General features: G+C 63.0%; 15 protein-coding genes. 9 read left to right on the top strand and 6 right to left on the bottom strand.

The features are described 5' to 3' along the window. The first annotated feature begins 63 nt into the window (after positions 1–63). From KVQ74_RS04845 to KVQ74_RS04815, 7 genes are all read left to right on the top strand, one after another. The gene (locus KVQ74_RS04845; protein WP_217829851.1) at positions 64–918 is read left to right on the top strand and encodes an AraC family transcriptional regulator; all 855 of its coding nucleotides are present in this window, start codon (positions 64–66) and stop codon (positions 916–918) included. Between the two features lie 37 nt (positions 919–955). Then, positions 956–1,564 (top strand): LysE family translocator, encoded by a 609-nt coding sequence (locus KVQ74_RS04840; RefSeq protein ID WP_217829850.1) that lies wholly within the window; start codon positions 956–958, stop codon positions 1,562–1,564. Positions 1,565–1,704: 140 nt separating this feature from the next. Further along, the gene (locus tag KVQ74_RS04835; RefSeq protein ID WP_318837752.1) at positions 1,705–2,733 is read left to right on the top strand and encodes a LacI family DNA-binding transcriptional regulator; all 1,029 of its coding nucleotides are present in this window, start codon (positions 1,705–1,707) and stop codon (positions 2,731–2,733) included. A gap of 97 nt (positions 2,734–2,830) precedes the next feature. Next, positions 2,831–3,613, top strand: a complete 783-nt coding sequence (locus tag KVQ74_RS04830) for a sugar phosphate isomerase/epimerase family protein (protein WP_217829849.1) — start codon at positions 2,831–2,833, stop codon at positions 3,611–3,613. Then, the gene (locus tag KVQ74_RS04825) at positions 3,606–4,574 is read left to right on the top strand and encodes a sugar kinase (protein WP_217829848.1); all 969 of its coding nucleotides are present in this window, start codon (positions 3,606–3,608) and stop codon (positions 4,572–4,574) included. The genes KVQ74_RS04830 and KVQ74_RS04825 overlap by 8 nt, the downstream gene beginning before the upstream one ends. Before the next feature lie 82 nt (positions 4,575–4,656). Then, positions 4,657–5,955, top strand: a complete 1,299-nt coding sequence (locus tag KVQ74_RS04820) for an MFS transporter (RefSeq protein WP_217829847.1) — start codon at positions 4,657–4,659, stop codon at positions 5,953–5,955. 21 nt (positions 5,956–5,976) lie between these two features. Continuing rightward, entirely contained in the window at positions 5,977–6,954 is a 978-nt protein-coding gene (locus KVQ74_RS04815; protein ID WP_217829846.1) for a 2-hydroxyacid dehydrogenase, read from the top strand. Between the two features lie 73 nt (positions 6,955–7,027). Here KVQ74_RS04815 and KVQ74_RS04810 read toward each other — a convergent pair whose 3' ends face one another. The 4 genes from KVQ74_RS04810 to KVQ74_RS04795 all read right to left on the bottom strand — a co-directional run bounded on the left by KVQ74_RS04810 (position 7,028) and on the right by KVQ74_RS04795 (position 12,486). Next, the gene (locus tag KVQ74_RS04810) at positions 7,028–8,215 is read right to left on the bottom strand and encodes a pyridoxal phosphate-dependent aminotransferase (protein WP_217829845.1); all 1,188 of its coding nucleotides are present in this window, start codon (positions 8,213–8,215) and stop codon (positions 7,028–7,030) included. A gap of 41 nt (positions 8,216–8,256) precedes the next feature. Beyond that, on the bottom strand, positions 8,257–9,882 hold the full coding sequence (locus tag KVQ74_RS04805; RefSeq protein WP_217829844.1) for a methyl-accepting chemotaxis protein: 1,626 nt from the start codon (positions 9,880–9,882) through the stop codon (positions 8,257–8,259). 248 nt (positions 9,883–10,130) lie between these two features. Further along, a complete protein-coding gene (locus KVQ74_RS04800) occupies positions 10,131–11,270 on the bottom strand; it encodes a glycerate kinase (protein ID WP_217829843.1) in 1,140 nt (379 codons plus the stop codon). A 91-nt stretch (positions 11,271–11,361) separates the two neighbouring features. Then, positions 11,362–12,486 (bottom strand): sugar diacid recognition domain-containing protein, encoded by a 1,125-nt coding sequence (locus tag KVQ74_RS04795; RefSeq protein WP_217829842.1) that lies wholly within the window; start codon positions 12,484–12,486, stop codon positions 11,362–11,364. A gap of 171 nt (positions 12,487–12,657) precedes the next feature. On the opposite strand from KVQ74_RS04795, the gene KVQ74_RS04790 reads away from it, so the two are divergent. Continuing rightward, positions 12,658–13,968 (top strand): MFS transporter, encoded by a 1,311-nt coding sequence (locus KVQ74_RS04790; RefSeq protein ID WP_217829841.1) that lies wholly within the window; start codon positions 12,658–12,660, stop codon positions 13,966–13,968. Positions 13,969–14,028: 60 nt separating this feature from the next. Here the strand turns inward: KVQ74_RS04790 and KVQ74_RS04785 are convergent, their stop codons facing one another. Both KVQ74_RS04785 and KVQ74_RS04780 read right to left on the bottom strand, forming a co-directional pair. Continuing rightward, the gene (locus KVQ74_RS04785) at positions 14,029–14,478 is read right to left on the bottom strand and encodes a VOC family protein (RefSeq protein ID WP_225929862.1); all 450 of its coding nucleotides are present in this window, start codon (positions 14,476–14,478) and stop codon (positions 14,029–14,031) included. Continuing rightward, a complete protein-coding gene (locus KVQ74_RS04780; RefSeq protein ID WP_217829840.1) occupies positions 14,475–15,191 on the bottom strand; it encodes an SDR family oxidoreductase in 717 nt (238 codons plus the stop codon). Before KVQ74_RS04780 ends, KVQ74_RS04785 begins: the two co-directional genes overlap by 4 nt. A gap of 99 nt (positions 15,192–15,290) precedes the next feature. Between KVQ74_RS04780 and KVQ74_RS04775 the strand changes: the two genes are divergently transcribed. Further along, the gene (locus KVQ74_RS04775; protein ID WP_217829839.1) at positions 15,291–16,190 is read left to right on the top strand and encodes a LysR family transcriptional regulator; all 900 of its coding nucleotides are present in this window, start codon (positions 15,291–15,293) and stop codon (positions 16,188–16,190) included. Positions 16,191–16,212 lie beyond the last annotated feature (22 nt).

Genomic DNA, 16,212 nt, shown 5'->3' with positions numbered 1-16,212 from the left:
TCTTCTAGGCATCGCCCGTGGTGCGGCGCTAGATTGGCCGAACCCTCGACTGACAGGTGCCCCATGAGCGCTCGTAACTGGATCGATCTAGCCCAGGACGCCGATACCGGCATCGAGACTCTGCGCGCGCATTTCGAAGGCCATGCCTATGATCCGCACTGGCATGACAGCTATCTGGTGGGTGTCACCGAGCAAGGCGTGCAGCAATTCAACTGCCGCCGCACCCGACACCAGAGCACACCGGGCAAGGTCTTTCTGCTCGAACCCGGCGACATTCATGACGGCGAAGCCCCCACCGAGGGCGGTTTCACCTACCGCATGCTCTACCTCGACCCGCAGTGGCTGGAACGGGAACTGGCCTCGCTGTTCGAAAACGCACCGCTCAACAGCCAGTTGAGTTTCGCCCGGACCCTCGCCACCGATCCGTTTCTGGCGCAGGCCACCAGTCAGGCGTTTCAGGCGCTGCACGGCGGCGAGCTGAAAATCGTCCGTCAGACCGCATTGGACGGCCTGCTCGAACGCCTCACGCAACATCTGCACTGGCGCCAGCGTTATTCCGAAGATCCGCGCCTGCCGCTGGTGGCGCAAAAGGCTCGCGAGTATCTGCACGCTCATGCGCAACAAGACATCGGTTTGCAGCAACTGGCCGTGGCCACCGGCGTTGATCGCTTTCGCCTGACCCGCGCATTCAAGGCCGCTTATGGTCTGGCGCCCCACGCCTATCTGGTGCAACTGCGCCTGTCGATTGCCCGGCGTCTGCTGGCAGGCGGTGAGCATCCGGTCACCGTCGCCACTCAACTGGGTTTCGCCGACCAGAGCCACCTCGGTCGCTGGTTCGTCCGCGCCTATGGCCTGACGCCGGCGATGTACCGCAAGCGCTGCTCAAATCTTCCAGACAGGCCCTTGCGCGACCGTTGAAGATCGAGGTCATTGATCCTCAACGGAGTTGCCTGCGATGTTGTCCACCCTCCCGACGTTATTGCCCTTCCTGCTGTTCGCGTTCGTCGCGTCGATCACGCCCGGCCCGACCAATATTCTGGTGTTCAGCAACAGCGCGCGTTACGGCCTGACGGCGGCGTTGCCGATCATTCTGGGTGCCTGCGCGGCCGCTGCGCTGTTGGTGCTGGCAGTGGGCAGCGGTGCCGGTCCGCTGCTGACGCAATTGCCCGGTATGCAACACGCCATGCAAGCGTTTGGCGTGGCCTGGCTGAGTTATCTGGCGTGGCAGATTTACCGGGCGCCTGCGGTTGAACTAGGCGCACAGGAAAGCCGTGGCCGACTCGGCCTGACCGGTGCCGCCGGCCTGCAACTGGTCAATCCGAAAACCTGGATGATGGCGCTGGCGGTGGTCAGCGTATTCGCGGGGGACAGTGAAGGCCGCGTGACGCGCGTGCTGATCCTGTCACTGGCGTTTTTCCTGGTGTCCCTGCCCTGCCTTGGCATGTGGGCGTTGCTCGGCGCCGGCTCCACACGCTGGCTGCGATCACCGCGTGCCTTGCAGCGGCTGAATCGGGTCATGGCGGTTTTATTGCTGGTTTCGGCGTGGTCGAGCATCTGGGCTTGAACGCCGTTGGTCGGCGCTTCTGCGCTTCGGGCCGATCATTTACTTGACGGCAGATTGGCTTCTGGTGTTTCCTGAAACCGGTTTCAGCTCTCGCGTCTCAGGGAGCCAACCCGACAAATCCAATAATAAGGTTTCAGACCGTGAACGACTTTTCCGCCGCCCAGCGCAGCCGCGTGACCATGCTCGACGTTGCCGAACATGCCGGTGTTTCCAAGGCCAGCGTCTCGCGTTTCATTGGCGACGACCGCGCCCTGCTCTCCGACGCCATTGCCCTGCGCATCGAACAGTCCATCGCCGAACTGGGTTATCGCCCCAACCAGATGGCCCGTGGTCTGAAACGCGGCCGCACGCGCCTGATCGGCATGCTGGTGGCCGATATCCGCAACCCTTATTCGATTGCCGTGATGCATGGCGTGGAAACCGCCTGCCGTCAGCACGGCTACAGCCTGGTGGTGTGCAACACCGACCGCGATGACGAGCAGGAACGCCAACACCTGGCGCTGTTGCGCTCGTACAACATCGAAGGCCTGATCGTGAACACCCTCGGCCATCACCGCGACGAACTGCATGAGCTGCAACGGGAAATGCCGCTGGTGCTGGTGGATCGCAAGGTCGACGGGCTCGACAGCGACATGGTCGGGCTGAACAACCCGCAAGCCGTACAGATGGCCCTCGATCACCTGCAACACCAAGGATTTCGCGACGTGCTGCTGGTGACCGAACCCTTCGACGGAACCAGTTCGCGGATCGAACGGGTCAACAGTTTTCACCGACACATCGCCGAGCGCGGGCACCTGACCGGGGCGGTGCAGGAAACCGGTGATTCGCTGGCCGCCAGCCTGCAAACCTTTCTCAACAGTCCGTCCACCGGACCCAAAGCGCTGTTCTGCGCCAACGGCGTGGCGGCGCTGGCCTGCACCCGTGCGTTGCGCGATATCGGATGCCGGTTGTTCGAGGACGTCGGGCTGATTGCCTTGGATGACCTGGATTGGTATCCGCTGGTGGGCAGCGGCATCACGGCCCTCGCCCAACCGACCGCCGAGATCGGCGCGCAGGCGTTCGAGTGCCTGCTCAGGCGCTTGCGCGGGGATGACACGGCGGCGCGATTACTGGATTTTGCGCCGGTGCTGATTGAGCGGGGATCGACCCGAAAGGTTGGCGGCGCTTGAACTGATACTTTCGCAGGCGAGCCCGCTCCCAAGAGGGGCGGAGAAGCCGCGATATTTTTTTGAACAAAAATGAAACCGGTTTCAGAGGTCAATAACAATGAATAAACCTGCCATTTCCATCAGCCTGTCCAGCTACGGCGCCGACCTTGTGCGCCAGCGTGGCCAAGGCTCGTTCATCGAGACGCTGGCACTGGCCGGCGCCAATCGCATCGAGTGGCGCGAGGAACTGCTGACCAACGAAGTCCCCGAACAACTGGCGGCCGCCACCCATGAGGCCGGGCTGCAAAGCATCTATTCCTCGCCCATCGAACTGTGGCTGGCCGGGCAGGCGCGGCCCAATCCCGAACTCGTCACCGCTTTGCAACGGGCGCAGGCGTTCGGTGCGAAGTGGCTGAAGGTTTCCCTCGGTTTCTTCACCGACAACAACGATCTCCAGGCCTTGGAACACCTGATCAAACACAGCCCGGTGCAACTGCTGGTGGAAAACGACCAGACTCTGCATGGCGGGCGGATCGAGCCGTTCCAGCGTTTCTTCGCCGCTGTCGAGCAGCACGACCTGCCGATCAAAATGACTTTCGACATCGGCAACTGGCAATGGCAAGACCAGTCCGCCACCAGCGCCGCGCGCCTGTTGGGCCGGCATGTCGGTTATGTGCATTGCAAGGCCGTGGCCCGTCGCGCCGACGGCAAACTGGTCGCCGTGCCGCCCGCCGTGAGTGACCTGCATCTGTGGGAACAACTGCTGCGGCACATGGCCCAAGGCGTTATGCGCGCCGCCGAATACCCGCTGCAAGGCGACGATCTGCTGCAACTGACCCACGAACACGTCGCCGCCCTCGCCCGCCTCGGCCAATCCCGCCTGGAGCCTGCCCATGTCTGAGATCGATATCCTGTCGTTCGGCGAAACCATGGCGATGTTCGTCGCCGAACAGAGTGGCGATCTGGCGGCGGTCGCGCAGTTTCACAAACGCATTGCCGGGGCCGACAGCAACGTCGCCATCGGCCTGTCGCGACTCGGTTTCAATGTCGCCTGGCTGAGCCGGGTCGGCGCCGATTCCCTCGGACGCTTCGTGGTCGAAACGCTGGCTAAAGAAGGCCTCGATTGCAGTCATGTCGCGGTGGACGCAACACACCCGACCGGGTTCCAGCTCAAGTCGCGCAGCGACGATGGCAGCGACCCGACGGTCGAGTACTTCCGTCGTGGCTCGGCGGCCAGTCACCTGTCGCCCGAATCGATCACCCCGGCCCTGCTCGGTGCCCTTCACCTGCACGCCACCGGGATTCCGGCCGCGCTGTCGGCCAGCAGTCGGGCCATGTCGTTCGAGCTGATGACCCGCATGCGTGACGCCGGCCGCAGTGTCTCCTTCGACCCCAACCTGCGCCCAAGCCTGTGGGCCAGCGAGCGGGAAATGATCACCCAGACCAACCGCCTCGCCGCCCTCGCCCATTGGGTGTTGCCGGGACTGAGTGAAGGTCGTCTGCTCACCGGTTTTGAAGATCCGGCAGACATCGCCGGGTTTTACCTGGATCAGGGCGCCGAAGCCGTCGCGATCAAACTTGGCCCGCAGGGTGCGTATTTCCGCACCCACCTGGACGAAGGATTCGTCGCCGGGGTGCCGGTGGAAACCGTGGTCGACACCGTGGGCGCCGGGGATGGCTTTGCCGTCGGCATGATCAGCGCCCTGCTCGAGCACCAGAGTTTTGCCGACGCGGTCAGACGCGCCAACTGGATCGGCAGCCGCGCGGTGCAGAGTCGCGGAGACATGGAAGGCCTGCCGACACGCGCCGAACTCACTGCCGAATTCGAAGCCACCCTCCGCGAACCGCTGACAACCCCATGACCCGTGAGAGCGGGCCTGCCCGCGAAGACAACCGTTAATTGAACCTGCTGCGACAAAAACAACAAGCTCAGGAGCAACAACCATGAAAACCGCAACCCTTGCCACCCGCCGCTGGTGGTACATCATGCCCATCGTGTTCATCACCTACAGCCTGGCGTATCTGGATCGCGCCAACTACGGCTTCGCCGCCGCGTCGGGCATGGCCGCCGACCTGATGATCACGCCGGGCCTTTCCTCGTTGCTCGGTGCGCTGTTCTTCCTCGGTTACTTTTTCTTCCAGGTGCCGGGCGCGATCTACGCGCAAAAGCACAGCGTCAAGAAACTGATCTTCGTCAGCCTGATTCTCTGGGGCGGCCTCGCCACCCTGACCGGCGTGGTCTCCAACGCCTATTGGCTGATTGTCATCCGCTTCATGCTCGGCGTGGTCGAGGCAGCGGTGATGCCGGCGATGCTGGTCTACCTCTGCCACTGGTTCACCCGTGCCGAACGCTCGCGGGCCAACACGTTCCTGATCCTCGGCAACCCGGTGACGATGCTGTGGATGTCGGTGGTCTCGGGGTATCTGGTGCAGCATTTCAGCTGGCGCTGGATGTTCATCATCGAAGGCCTGCCGGCCGTGTTCTGGGCATTTATCTGGTGGCGTCTGGCGGATGATCGTCCGGCCCAGGCCAAGTGGCTCAACGACCAGGAAAAGCACGATCTGGAAAGCGCGCTGGCCGCCGAACAGGTCGGGATCAAAGCGGTGAAGAACTATGCCGAAGCCTTCCGTTCGCCGAAGGTGATCATCCTCGCGCTGCAATTCTTCTGCTGGAGCATCGGTGTCTACGGTTTCGTGCTGTGGCTGCCGTCGATCCTCAAGTCCGGCGCGCAGATGGACATGGTCGAGGCCGGCTGGCTGTCGGCGCTGCCGTATCTGGCGGCGGTGATCGGCATGCTGCTGGTGTCGTGGGGTTCGGACAAACTGCAAAAGCGCAAACGCTTCGTCTGGCCACCGCTGCTGATCGCATCGATCGCGTTCTACGGCTCCTACGCCCTGGGCGCGGAGCATTTCTGGTGGTCGTACACCTTGCTGGTGATTGCCGGCGCCTGTATGTACGCCCCATACGGACCGTTTTTCGCGATTGTCCCGGAAATCCTTCCGGCCAACGTAGCCGGCGGGGCCATGGCGCTGATCAACAGCATGGGCGCACTCGGCTCGTTCGGCGGCTCCTATCTGGTCGGTTACCTCAACAGCTCCACCGGCTCGCCCGGCGCTTCGTATCTGTTGATGAGCGGCGCGTTGCTGCTGTCGGTAGTGCTGACGATTTTTCTCAAGCCCGGCGCCAGTGACCGGGTGATCGCCCCGCGTGTCGCACCGCGTCCGCTGCCGGCCCATTCCTGAATTGCCCAAGAGATGACTGCGATGAAAAAGCAGGTTGTGCTGTACAAGAAACTCTCACCGCTGTTGATGGCGCGCCTGCATCAGCAGGTGGACGTCACGCTGATCGACAGCCTCGACACCGATGGCCTGATGAAACTGCGCGACGCCCTGCCCGGCGCTCACGGTTTGCTCGGTGCCAGCCTGAAACTGGACGCGCCGTTGCTCGATCTGGCACCGCAGCTGCAAGCGGTTTCCAGTGTTTCGGTGGGCGTCGACAACTACGACATCGATTACCTGACCCGCCGCCGTATCCTGCTGACCAACACCCCGGACGTGCTCACCGAAACCACCGCCGACACCGGTTTCGCGCTGATTCTGGCGACAGCCCGGCGGGTGGTGGAACTGGCGAACCTGGTGCGCGGCGGTCAGTGGCATCGCAGCATCGGCCCGGCGCACTTCGGCACCGATGTGCATGGCAAGACCCTGGGCATCATCGGCCTGGGCCGGATCGGCGAGGCGCTGGCCCAGCGCGGGCATTTCGGTTTCGGCATGCCGGTGATCTATCACAGCCAGTCGCGCAAACCGACGGTCGAGGCACGCTTCGATGCGCATTACCGCAGCCTCGAAGCGTTGTTGCAGGAAGCGGATTTCGTTTGCCTGACCTTGCCGCTGACTGCGCAGACCGAAGGCCTGATCGGTGCCGAACAGTTCGCATTGATGCGTCCCGAGAGCATTTTCATCAACATTTCACGGGGCAAAGTGGTGGACGAAGCGGCGCTGATCGACACCTTGCGTCACCAGCGCATTCGCGCTGCGGGCCTGGACGTGTTCGAGCACGAACCGCTGAACCATGACTCACCGTTGCTGCAATTGAGCAACGTGGTCGCCACGCCGCACATGGGGTCAGCCACCCATGAAACGCGGGAAGCGATGGCGCGGTGCGCGGTGGAGAATCTGCTGACGGCGTTGAGTGGGGAAAAACCTGCGAATCTGGTGAATCCAGCGGCCTGGCAGGGTTGAGATTATCGCCGCCTGCCAGGCCGCTTTCGGGGGCAAGCCCGCGAAAGCGGCCGGCACAGGCACCACAGGAACCTCAGGCCGTACGCGCCTGCAACAGTTGCGCCGCGCACAAGGCAATCCGCGAACAGGCGTCGGCCAGTTTCACCCGATCCACCACCAGGCCGATGCGGATGTGTCCCGCCGCACTCGGCCCGAAGGCTTCGCCGGCCAGCACCGAAACCCCGTAGCCCTCAAGCAGGCGCTCGGCAAAGTCCTGGGCGCCAAGGCCGGTCTGGCGCACATCGACCATCACAAACATCCCGCCATCCGGAACGATCGGGTACAGCCCCGGGCAGCCGCGCAGACGCTCGCACACCAGATCCCGGCGCAAGCGATACTCCTCGCGCATCTGCGTCACTTCCGGGAGATCCTTTTCCAGCGCCACCTGCGCGGCTTTCTGCACAAAGTCAGGCAGGCCGAACAACATGCTCAGCGACAGGTTCACCAGATGTTCGGCCAACTCCCTGGGGCCGATCATCCAGCCGATCCGCCAACCGGTCATGGCGTGGGATTTCGACAGGCTGTTGATGGTCGCCGTGCGCTCGGCCATGCCCGGCAGACTCGCCGGGCTGACGTGTTCGCCCTCGTACAACAGATCGCTGTAGACCTCATCGCTGATCAGCCACAAGTCATGGCCCACGCACAGCGCCGCCAGTGCCTGCCAGATCGGCAGCGACAGACTGGCGCCCGAGGGGTTATTGGGGCTGTTGAGCAACATGGCCCGGGTCTTCGGGGTAATTCGCACCGCAACGTCCGCCGGGTCGACGCGAAAGCCGTTGTCCGGGCGAACCGGCACGGGCACCACGGTCGCGCCGCACGCGCCGAACACACCTTCATAGGTCACGTACATCGGCTCGGCGACGATCACTTCATCGCCCGGGTCCAGCAGGCATTGCGCCACTGAATACACCGCACATTGTGCGCCCGGCAGCACAATCACCTGCTCGGCATCGACGATTTGCCCGCAGTGCCGCTGATGGCGCTCGGCGATCAGGTTGCGCAGCTCCAGCCGGCCGCGCACCTCCGAATAATGTGTATCGCCGGCCAACAGGCTGTCGATGGCGCCATGGATGATCGGCAGCGGCGTGTCGAAGTCCGGATCGCCCACCGACAGCAGCAACACATCGACGCCTTGCGCGCGTAACTCCAGCGCTCGGTCATGAATCCGCCAGGCTGCTGCTCCTTCCCCGGCGATTCGTTGGGTCAAGGCTGAATAGCGCATTTACCTCTCCTGTTTGCGCGGTCTCCAGCCTTCACCCTATCTCAAATCACGAAACGCGCCACCATGGCATTCAAATCCACCGCAAGACGCGACAATTCGTGGGTCGCGGCGCTGGTCTGGTTGGCCCCGGCGGCCGATTGCGTGGCCAGATCGCGAATATTCACCAGGTTGCGGTCGACCTCGCGCGACACCTGGGCCTGTTCTTCGGAGGCGCTGGCGATCACCAGATTGCGCTCGTTGATCAGGTTGATCGACTGAGTGATCTGCTCCAGTGCGATGCCGGCGGCGCGGGCCATTTCCAGGGTCGACTGGGTGCGCTGGTTGCTCTGCTGCATCGACTCGACCGCTTCGCCGGTGCCGTTCTGGATGCCGGCGACCATTTTTTCGATTTCCTGAGTCGATTGCGCAGTGCGATGGGCCAAGGCACGCACTTCGTCCGCCACCACCGCAAAGCCACGTCCGGCCTCACCGGCGCGGGCTGCTTCGATCGCCGCGTTGAGCGCCAGCAGGTTGGTCTGCTCGGCGATGGCGCGGATCACGTCCAGCACCTTACCGATGTCGCGGCCCTGAGCGGCCAGGCCCTCGATCATTTGTGCAGTGTTCTGCACGTCACGGGTCATGGTCTGGATCGCGTCGACGGTTTTCACCACTTGGTCGCGGCCTTCGCGGGCGGCGTGGTTCGACTGGTTCGACGCCTCGGAAGTCGACACGGCATTGCGCGCGACCTCTTCCACCGCCGCGGTCATTTCATTCACGGCGGTGGCGGCCTGCTCGATTTCGTCGTTCTGCTGCTGCACGCCACGGGCGGCCTCTTCCGTCACCGCGCTGAGTTCTTCGGCCGCTGCGCCCAACTGGGTTGCGGAGCCGGCGATCTGCTCGATGGTCTTGCGCAGGTTGGTCTGCATCGCCGCCAGGGCTTCGAGCAGACGGGCCGGTTCGTCCTTGCCGTCGACCTCGATGGTTTTGCTGAGGTTGCCACCGGCAATGGTTTGCGCGGCCTGCACCGCGCGGTTCAGCGGGTTGACGATGCTGCGGGTCAGCAGCAGGGCCAGCAGGACGGTCGCCAACGCGGCAATTACCGCGACGATAATGATGCCGGTGATTGCGCTATCGAAATGCTCGCCGGCCTGCGCCGACGCGGTTTTCGCATCGGCGGTGTTGATCGCAATCAGCTTGTTGAGCTGCTCACCCATCTGATCGGTGCCCTCTTTGATCCGGGTGTTGATCAGGGTGCGCATCTCTTCGACCTTGTCCTGGCGCGACAACTCCAGCATCTGGCTCTGCGCTTGCAGGTAGTTCTCAAGTGTCGCAGCGAAAGCCTTGTATTGTGCGGCCTCCTCGCCACCGGCGGGCAGCGCGGCATAACTGGCCTGAGCACCACGCACCTTGTCCACCAGCACACCGATGCGAGTCTGGGCCTCTTGCAGGCTGGCCGGCTCACGATTGACCAAGACCCGGAACGACAGAATCCGCATGCGCAGAACGTTTTCCGTGACGACCCCAAGGTAGCCAACGCTGGGCAGTTGATTGGTTTCCATGTCGATGGATGCCTGGCGGATGATCGACATGCGGTTGACGGCAAACACGCCGAGCACGATCACCAACAGGGCAATAAAGGCAAAACCGAGGAAGGCACGGGGCGCGATATTCAGATTACGCAAGGACATAGGAGGACTCTCGGATGATGGAAACAACGAGCGTCCTTGCCGTAATCACTGGCCCGTGGAACGGGTGTCAGTCCGGCGTCACTGTTTTACGAGGTCTTGTGCGCGCCTGTTCTCTGTATCGGCCAGGCTTGAGGAAGTTTGCAGGGGAAGAAGAAATATTTTTCAAGGTGTTACACGAATGAAACACTTGTGCATGATGGCTGTTTGATTGTTCCCACGGGCCACGAGGGAACAATCAGCAATGAGGTTCAAGGCTTGGCCGCAATCCGCCAGACGCGAGCAATATCAGTGGCGCGTTCGCGCAACAGGCGCGGCGCTTCGGCGCAGGCCTGTTCAAGGCTCATCGGGCCGCTGGTGACGGCGAACGCCGCATCAATGCCATGGCCGTAGAGTTCCTGATAACCCTCACCCAGCGTCCCGGCAATGACGATCACCGGCACCCCGTTTTGCTTGGCGATCCGCGCCACGCCGAACGGCGTCTTGCCGCGCAGGGTCTGGGCATCGAAGCGCCCTTCGCCGGTGATCAGCAGATCCGCGCCCTTGACTGCGTCGGCCAGGCCAACCAGTTCGGCGACCACTTCCACCCCGGCCTGGAACCGTGCGCCGAGAAAGGCCTTCGCCGCAAAACCCAGGCCACCCGCCGCCCCGCTGCCCGGCTCGTCGCGCACGTCCTTGCCCAGCGCCTGGGCGCAAACTTCAGCGAAATGGCCCAAGGCCTGATCCAGTTGTTGCACCTGCGCTGGCGACGCACCTTTTTGCGGGCCGAAAATCGCCGAGGCGCCATGGGGGCCGCACAACGGATTGTTCACGTCGGCGGCGATGTCGAAGCGCACATGGGCAAGACGCGGATCGAGATCGGTCAGATCCAGCCGCGCCAGCTGTGCCAGCGCCAGGCCACCCGGCACCAGTGTCTGGCCCTGAGCATCCAGCAACTTGACGCCCAGCGCCTGCATCGCCCCGGCGCCGGCGTCGTTGGTGGCGCTGCCGCCGATGGCGAGGATCACCCGTTGCGCGCCGGCATCCAGCGCCGCGCGGATCAACTCGCCCGTGCCGAACGTGCTGCTGATGCACGCATCGCGCTGCCCCGGCGGCACCAATTGCAGGCCGCTGGCTTCGGCCATTTCGATGATCGCGGTGTGGTTGTGCGGCAACCAGCCCCACGCGGCTTCGACCGGAGCGCCCAATGGACCACGCACGCGAGTGCGGCGCAACTGGCCTTCGCAGGCATCGAGAATCGACTCCACCGTGCCTTCACCACCATCAGCCATCGGGCACTTGACCAGCGTGGCCTGCGGCCAGATCTGCGCCAGCCCCAACGCAATGGCCTCGGCCACGCCTTGGGCACTCAGGCTGTCCTTGAACGAATCGGGGGCGATGACGATCTTCATGCGAATTCTCCAGTTCCAATGGCCCTCATGCTGCCAGTCGTCTCGATCCTTGACGCCTGTCCGCTGCACAATGGGTGCAGGCGTTTATTGTTCATTTCGACAAATCGTCGGTCTGCGGCAGCAATTGCACACCCAGGTACAACGCCAGCATGCCGTCCAGCCGCAACGGATCGACTCCGCTGAGTTCGGCAATCCGCTCCATCCGATAACGCAGACTGTTGCGATGAATCCCCAGCGCATCGGCACAGGCCTGACTCTGTCCGTCGTGATCGCACCAACTGCGCAGGGTCGCGAGCAACTGGCCGTTGTTGTCTTTGGCGATCACTTTGCGTAGCGGTTTGAGCAATTCATCGAGGGCGTCATCGTTGCGGTGGCGCCAGAGCATCACTGGCAGCCGATAGCGATTGAGCGTCAGCAGCCGTGAGCGCGGCAACACTTCACGGCCGTAAGCGAGCAAGTCGCCGACTCGCCGATAGCAGCGGCGCAACCCTGCCAGACCATCAGCCTGCCCGCCCACGGCGATACGCAGAATCTTCCAGCCCAGGCCATCAAGTTTCTCCAGCAGGCGATCATGCTCGACCGTCTGACTGGCCGGCCGACACCAGAGCAGCGACGACTTCGCCGAACTCACACACCAACTGTCCGGATAGCGCGACATCAGCCAGGCACTCAGCGCATCGACGGTCTGCCCCGGCCCGTGTTCCAGGCCCAGTTCGAACAGATACGGCACTCGCGTCAGTTGCGGCTTGAGCCCCAGTTGCTGCGCTTCGTCCACCAGACGCGGCGAATCCCCGGCCTCGCTCAACAGCAGCGCCAGCAGGTCATCGCAACGCTGACGCCGCCATTGTTGTTCGGCCTGCTGGTTGCGCTGGCCGACCAGCATCTCGGCGGTCATCCGCACCAGTTCGGCGTAGGTGCGCAACTGCTCCGGCTCGCCGGTGATGCCCAACACGCCGATCAAGCGCTGATCGAGCAACAGCGGCAGGTTGATCCCCGGTTGCACGCCTTTCAGATGCGCGGCGGTCTGGGCGTCGATCTCCACCACCCGACTGTTGGCCAGCACCAGTTGCGCGCCTTCATGGCGGGTGTTGATCCGCTCAGGCTCGCCGCTGCCGAGGATCAGGCCCTGGCTGTCCATGACGTTGACGTTGTACGGCAAAATGGCCATCGCCCGGTCGACGATGTCCTGGGCCAGATCGTGATCGAGTTCAAACATGACAGCGGGAATCCTTGTAAACAGGCGCGGACGGTTGTTCACCCGCACAGGGTCTGGCGGCAAACCCTGTGCTCAGGCACAAAGACAATCCGGCCACAGGTGACCGAGACTCTCAGGGCGATCAACGTTACCCTTGCATCGCAAAAAATCATAATAAAAGAGAGAGCCGCCATGTCCCAGAGCGCCGCAGCCGTCCAGGCCATCGCTGACGACAAAAACGCCGTATACAAGCGCATTACCCTGCGTTTGATCCCCTTCATTTTCATCTGCTACCTGTTCAACTACCTCGACCGGGTGAACGTTGGCTTCGCCAAACTGCAGATGCTCGACGCCCTGAAATTCAGCGAAACCGTCTACGGCCTCGGCGCCGGGATCTTCTTCATCGGCTACGTGCTGTGCGGCGTACCGAGCAACCTGGCGCTGACCAAGTTCGGTCCACGGCGCTGGATCGCGCTGATGATGATCACTTGGGGCACGTTGTCGACCTGCCTGCTGTTCGTGACCACACCGACCGGGTTCTACACCCTGCGCCTGTTCACCGGCGCGGCTGAAGCCGGGTTCTTCCCCGGCGTGGTGCTTTACCTCTCGCAATGGTTCCCGACCTTCCGCCGTGGCCGGATCATGGCGCTGTTCATGTCGGCGATCCCGGTGTCCGGCCTGCTCGGTAGCCCGTTTTCCGGGTGGATCCTCAATCATTTTGCTGCCGGTCAAGGAGGCCTGGCCGGTTGGCAGTGGATGTTCCTGCTGCAAGGCATTCCGACCGTGGTGCTTGGGGCGCTGGCGTATTTCCTGTTGAGCGACAACTTCGCCAACGCAAAATGGCTGAGCCCCCATGAGCGTGCGGTGCTGGAAGCGGATCAGGCCGAAGACCTGGCGAACAAGCCGAAAACCACCACCGACTCGCTGCTCGCGGTGTTCAAGAACCCGGCGATCTGGGCATTCGGTCTGATCTATTTCTGCATCCAGAGCGGTGTGTACGCGATCAACTTCTGGCTGCCGTCGATCATCAAGAACCTGGGGTTCAGCGATAACCTGGTGATCGGCTGGCTGAGCGCGATTCCGTATCTGCTGGCAGCGGTGTTCATGCTGGTGGTCGGGCGCTCGGCGGACCTGCGCAAGGAGCGCCGCTGGCACCTGGTGGTGCCGATGCTGATGGGCGCCATCGGTCTGGTGATCGCGGTGAATTTCGCCGGCAATCCGACCATCGCCATTCTCGGCCTGAGCATGGCCACCATGGGCGCCCTCACCGGCCTGCCGATGTTCTGGCCGGTGCCGACCGCCATGCTCAGCGCCGGTGCGGCGGCGGGTGGTCTGGCCCTGATCAACTCCATGGGACAGATGGCCGGGTTCCTCAGCCCGTACCTGGTGGGTTGGGTCAAGGACAGCACCGGCTCGACCGACGCGGCGTTGTACCTGCTGGCGGCGGTGATTGTCGGCGGGAGTCTGCTGGCGCTGCGCATGACGCGGGCGCTGCGGGTTTAAGGGTTGGTAGCGACGAGAAACGGCCCTTTTTATGGGCCGTTTTTTTTGCTGGGTGTTTGATCAGGGATTTGTGTGAACTCCGGACCCATCCCCCTCACCCCAGCCCTCTCCTCCATCGGGAGCGAGGGGAAAAGGGAGTCGATCGGTGTGCGGTTCAAAATTCGCGTCCAGTTCCACCACCAGCCCACCGGGCATCTGCACAAAAATCTGCCAGATTCCGTCCTCCGGCACCTGCGCCACCTGATACGGCAAGCCACTGGCCTGTACCCGCTGCAATACCGTCGCCGCGTCATCATCGGTACGAAAGGCGATATGACTCAACGCCGTCTCGTCGAGCGTCGGCTGCTCGATTACATGCACCAGCGCCTGCGTATCTTGATACAGCCAGCGACCGGGGAATGGAAATGGCGGCCGCCGCCCCGGCGTCAGTCCCAGCAAGGCACCGAAAGCGTCCTGCAACGGTTGACCGTCCGGCGTGTTGAACGCCAGGTGATCGAACTGCCAGGTCATAACAATCCCCCTCCATCGACGTCGATGATGCTACCGCTGATAAAGCCGTTTTCCATCACCAGCATAAACGCCGCCGCCAGGTCTTGCGGCGTGCCCACCCGGCCCACCGGCAGCGCCGCCGATGTGCGAGCGAACATCGCCGTGCGCAGGCTTTCATCCATTCCGGCGTAGGCCTCGGTATCGGTCACGCCGGGGCTGATGACGTTGACCCGACGCGGCGCAAGCTCCTTCGCCAATTGCTTGGCAAGGGCTTCCAGCGCGGCATTGAGAGTGGTCTTGATAAATTGCCCGGCGACGAATTTGCGCGACAGCAGACCGGAGGTCAGGGTGACACTACCCCGCTCGCTCAGGTGCGGCAGCACCGTTTGGATCGCCCGCAGCGCGCCCCAGAATTTCACTTCGAACGCCTGCTGCGCCTGGAACAGATCACTGTCCGCCAGTGGCCTGGCGGCGACGCTCGGGCCGGCGGTGATGACCAGATGATCGACGCTGCCGATACGTTCGAACAAGGCGCGAAGCGACGGCTCATCCGTCAAATCGACGGATTCATGGCGGATACCATGCGGATCATCGGACGTTTCGGCACGACGACCTACCGCATAAACATGAGCGCCACGTTCGGCAGCCTCCGAAGCGACAGCGGCACCAATACCGCTGCTGCCGCCAATCACGACGACGGTCTGGTTGCGCAAGATGGATTCGAGCTGTTTCATGGGAAATCTCCGCTGGGCTTAAGGAGATTCCATCTTCCAAGGTTGCCAATCGAAGAAAAATCCCGCCAAATCGAAAGGATCTTTAAAGGATTTTTATCAATGAGCTCGATTCTCGATCTGGAGATCTTCGTTCGCGTGGCCGACTCCGGCAGCATTTCCGCCGCCGCCCGAGCACTAGAACTGACCCCGGCGGCGGCCAGCATTGCGTTGAAACGTCTGGAAACCCGGCTCGGCATCCGTCTGTTCGCGCGCTCCACCCGCAGCATGCGTCTGACCGAAGAAGGCCGGCGCTATCTGGAAAGTGTGCGCCTGGCCCTGGCGACCCTGGCCGAGGGCGAGCAGGCGCTCAAGCAACAGGCCCAAGGCTTGAGCGGCGTGCTGCAACTGGCGGCGCCATCGGACTTTGGGCGCAACGTGTTGCTGCCGTGGCTGGATGATTTCAAGCGCGAGCATCCACACATTCAACTGCAATTGCTGCTCAACGACCGGCATGCCGATCTGTTCCGCGAGACGGTCGATGTCGCGCTGCGCTTTGGTGTGCCGAGCGATTCGACACTGGTGGCGCTGCCGATTCTGCCGAACCATCGCCGCGTCGCCTGTGCCAGTCCCGACTATCTGGCACGCCACGGCACGCCGCAAAGCCCCGCCGAATTGAGTGAGCACAGCGCCCTGCTCTACCTGCGCAGCGGCCGCCCCTATAACACCTGGCGTTTCAGCCGCGGCGATGAATTGCTGGAAGTTGAAGTGCGCGGCGACTACCTCAGCGACGACGGCGAAGTCGCCCGCCGCTGGGCGCTCGCCGGACACGGCATCGCCTACAAAGCATGGCTCGACGTGGCCGAAGACGTGCGCGCCGGGCGGCTGCTGACGCTGTTCGATGACTGGCACGGCGAGAGCGTACCGTTCAATCTGCTGTGCCCGCACCGGGTGCAGGTGTCGGAGCGGGTCAAGGTGTTGCAGGCGTTTTTGCGCGAGCGCTGCACGGCGCTGAGCCAATAAATTCACTTTGCCGCGCCAGGCG

The organism is Pseudomonas botevensis (assembly GCF_019145475.1).
Taxonomy (GTDB): Bacteria; Pseudomonadota; Gammaproteobacteria; order Pseudomonadales; family Pseudomonadaceae; genus Aquipseudomonas; species Aquipseudomonas botevensis.
The sequence above is the reverse complement of the archived record's forward strand: the minus strand, read 5'-3'. Positions and strand labels throughout refer to the sequence as shown.

What these genes read in the sequence shown, in the direction of transcription:
- KVQ74_RS04845 (WP_217829851.1), top strand. Translation starts at nt 64, where the DNA reads ATGAGCGCTCGTAACTGGATCGATCTAGCCCAGGACGCCGATACCGGC.
- KVQ74_RS04840 (WP_217829850.1), top strand. Translation starts at nt 956, where the DNA reads ATGTTGTCCACCCTCCCGACGTTATTGCCCTTCCTGCTGTTCGCGTTC.
- KVQ74_RS04830 (WP_217829849.1), top strand. Translation starts at nt 2,831, where the DNA reads ATGAATAAACCTGCCATTTCCATCAGCCTGTCCAGCTACGGCGCCGAC.
- KVQ74_RS04825 (WP_217829848.1), top strand. Translation starts at nt 3,606, where the DNA reads ATGTCTGAGATCGATATCCTGTCGTTCGGCGAAACCATGGCGATGTTC.
- KVQ74_RS04820 (WP_217829847.1), top strand. Translation starts at nt 4,657, where the DNA reads ATGAAAACCGCAACCCTTGCCACCCGCCGCTGGTGGTACATCATGCCC.
- KVQ74_RS04815 (WP_217829846.1), top strand. Translation starts at nt 5,977, where the DNA reads ATGAAAAAGCAGGTTGTGCTGTACAAGAAACTCTCACCGCTGTTGATG.
- KVQ74_RS04810 (WP_217829845.1), bottom strand. Translation starts at nt 8,215, where the DNA reads ATGCGCTATTCAGCCTTGACCCAACGAATCGCCGGGGAAGGAGCAGCA.
- KVQ74_RS04805 (WP_217829844.1), bottom strand. Translation starts at nt 9,882, where the DNA reads ATGTCCTTGCGTAATCTGAATATCGCGCCCCGTGCCTTCCTCGGTTTT.
- KVQ74_RS04800 (WP_217829843.1), bottom strand. Translation starts at nt 11,270, where the DNA reads ATGAAGATCGTCATCGCCCCCGATTCGTTCAAGGACAGCCTGAGTGCC.
- KVQ74_RS04795 (WP_217829842.1), bottom strand. Translation starts at nt 12,486, where the DNA reads ATGTTTGAACTCGATCACGATCTGGCCCAGGACATCGTCGACCGGGCG.
- KVQ74_RS04790 (WP_217829841.1), top strand. Translation starts at nt 12,658, where the DNA reads ATGTCCCAGAGCGCCGCAGCCGTCCAGGCCATCGCTGACGACAAAAAC.
- KVQ74_RS04785 (WP_225929862.1), bottom strand. Translation starts at nt 14,478, where the DNA reads ATGACCTGGCAGTTCGATCACCTGGCGTTCAACACGCCGGACGGTCAA.
- KVQ74_RS04780 (WP_217829840.1), bottom strand. Translation starts at nt 15,191, where the DNA reads ATGAAACAGCTCGAATCCATCTTGCGCAACCAGACCGTCGTCGTGATT.
- KVQ74_RS04775 (WP_217829839.1), top strand. Translation starts at nt 15,291, where the DNA reads ATGAGCTCGATTCTCGATCTGGAGATCTTCGTTCGCGTGGCCGACTCC.